Here is a 1,310-nt window from a genome sequence, read left to right as displayed (position 1 = left end):
AGGGCATACCGGAACCTTTGGGCTCGATCCAATAAACGCTTGGGGAGAGAATACCTCTACTTTTTCAGAAGCAATTCTGTCTAAGCAAGTAATCTCTGTGAACCAAGAATCCCCGTCTCTTTAGAGCGGGGAGTGTCAAATTTCCAGTTAAGCAATAAGCTCTAATTTTTCTGAACGCCTCGCTGATTTAAGTGGGACACTTCCCCATTTTTGGATATGCTGATTCCAGGCATTAGGCATCTCGTCCCAGATTTTATCATCAAGTAATCTACCCCCTGCTTTCGGTGTCCTTCCCCCAACTTGTTTGAAAAAAAATGCTACCCCTGAATTTTGACATTGATCGCGGATATCCCTTGCCCAGTCAAGTTTCATCTGGCGATGTTTTTGCCCGGATTCTCCGCCGACAATAACCCAATCAATGCTAGTTAAATTAAGTTCTAGTGGTCCTAAAAGTGGCTCACATGAAATGAAACGCACTGAAACAGGCACTGTCCGAAGATATTCAATCCGATCTATGTGGTTTTGGTTCTCGACAGATACACCTAGCCAAATGTTTTCTGGAAAATCTAATTGAGACGCTAAATCACCTAAACGGCTTTGTCGCTTTGTTAGAATCTGATATATATGCCAAGGTGTTGAATGAATAACTGAGAAAACTTGTCTGATAAAGTCGAGAGGCACATCATCATGAAAAAGGTCACTCATTGAGTTGACAAAAACTCGACTGGGAGTGCGCCAACGTAAGGGTTCTTCCAATCTTTCTGGATGCAAAGTTAAGCTGAATCCATTGGGAAAGTTTTTGGGAAAACGCTGTGTAATAGCTTCGGCATAACAATGCAGACAGCCAGTGCTAATTTTATCGCACCCAGTTGTTGGATTCCACGTTTTATCAGTCCACTCAATACCAGTGTGTGTACTAGACATATTTTAACTCCACAAGCTATATCTTTGACAGACGCTACCTGCCGATAATTAGCAATTTACTTGTACTATACCATTGTTTGACAAGTACAATTGTCGCCGCACTCACTTTCTACATTACGCAATCGTCAATGAGTTGCGGTGTACACAAAATATTACATCGTTTAACGAAAACAACAGGCGCTTACGAAGTTATAAGTAGGGAGGCACAATTATTTGTAGGATGGGTTAGCGGTAGCGTAACATGAGCGGGCGTTGGGTTTCATGCTTCAACCCAACCTTGTATATTGAGAGAAGTGGTAGACCGTCCCAACCTTGGTCAGAAAAGACCGCTTCGTAGCAAGGGTCACCACCATAATCTCCCTGACAAAACTCGAACAGTCGCCGGG

At 43.0% G+C, this 1,310-nt stretch carries 1 protein-coding gene; it reads right to left on the bottom strand.

Going from position 1 to position 1,310, the window contains the following annotated elements; genetic code table 11:
• Window positions 1-147: 147 nt before the first annotated feature.
• A complete protein-coding gene (locus O9300_RS08250; protein WP_287971193.1) occupies window positions 148-924 on the bottom strand; it encodes a DUF5131 family protein in 777 nt (258 codons plus the stop codon).
• Between the last annotated feature and the right edge of the window lie 386 nt (window positions 925-1,310).

Source organism: Microcystis sp. LE19-195.1E (assembly GCF_027532095.1).
Lineage (GTDB): Bacteria > Cyanobacteriota > Cyanobacteriia > Cyanobacteriales > Microcystaceae > Microcystis > Microcystis aeruginosa.
The sequence above is the reverse complement of the archived record's forward strand: the minus strand, read 5'-3'. Positions and strand labels throughout refer to the sequence as shown.

Excerpts from the sequence above, each read along its gene's own strand:
- O9300_RS08250 (WP_287971193.1), bottom strand. The coding sequence starts at position 924 with ATGTCTAGTACACACACTGGTATTGAGTGGACTGATAAAACGTGGAAT.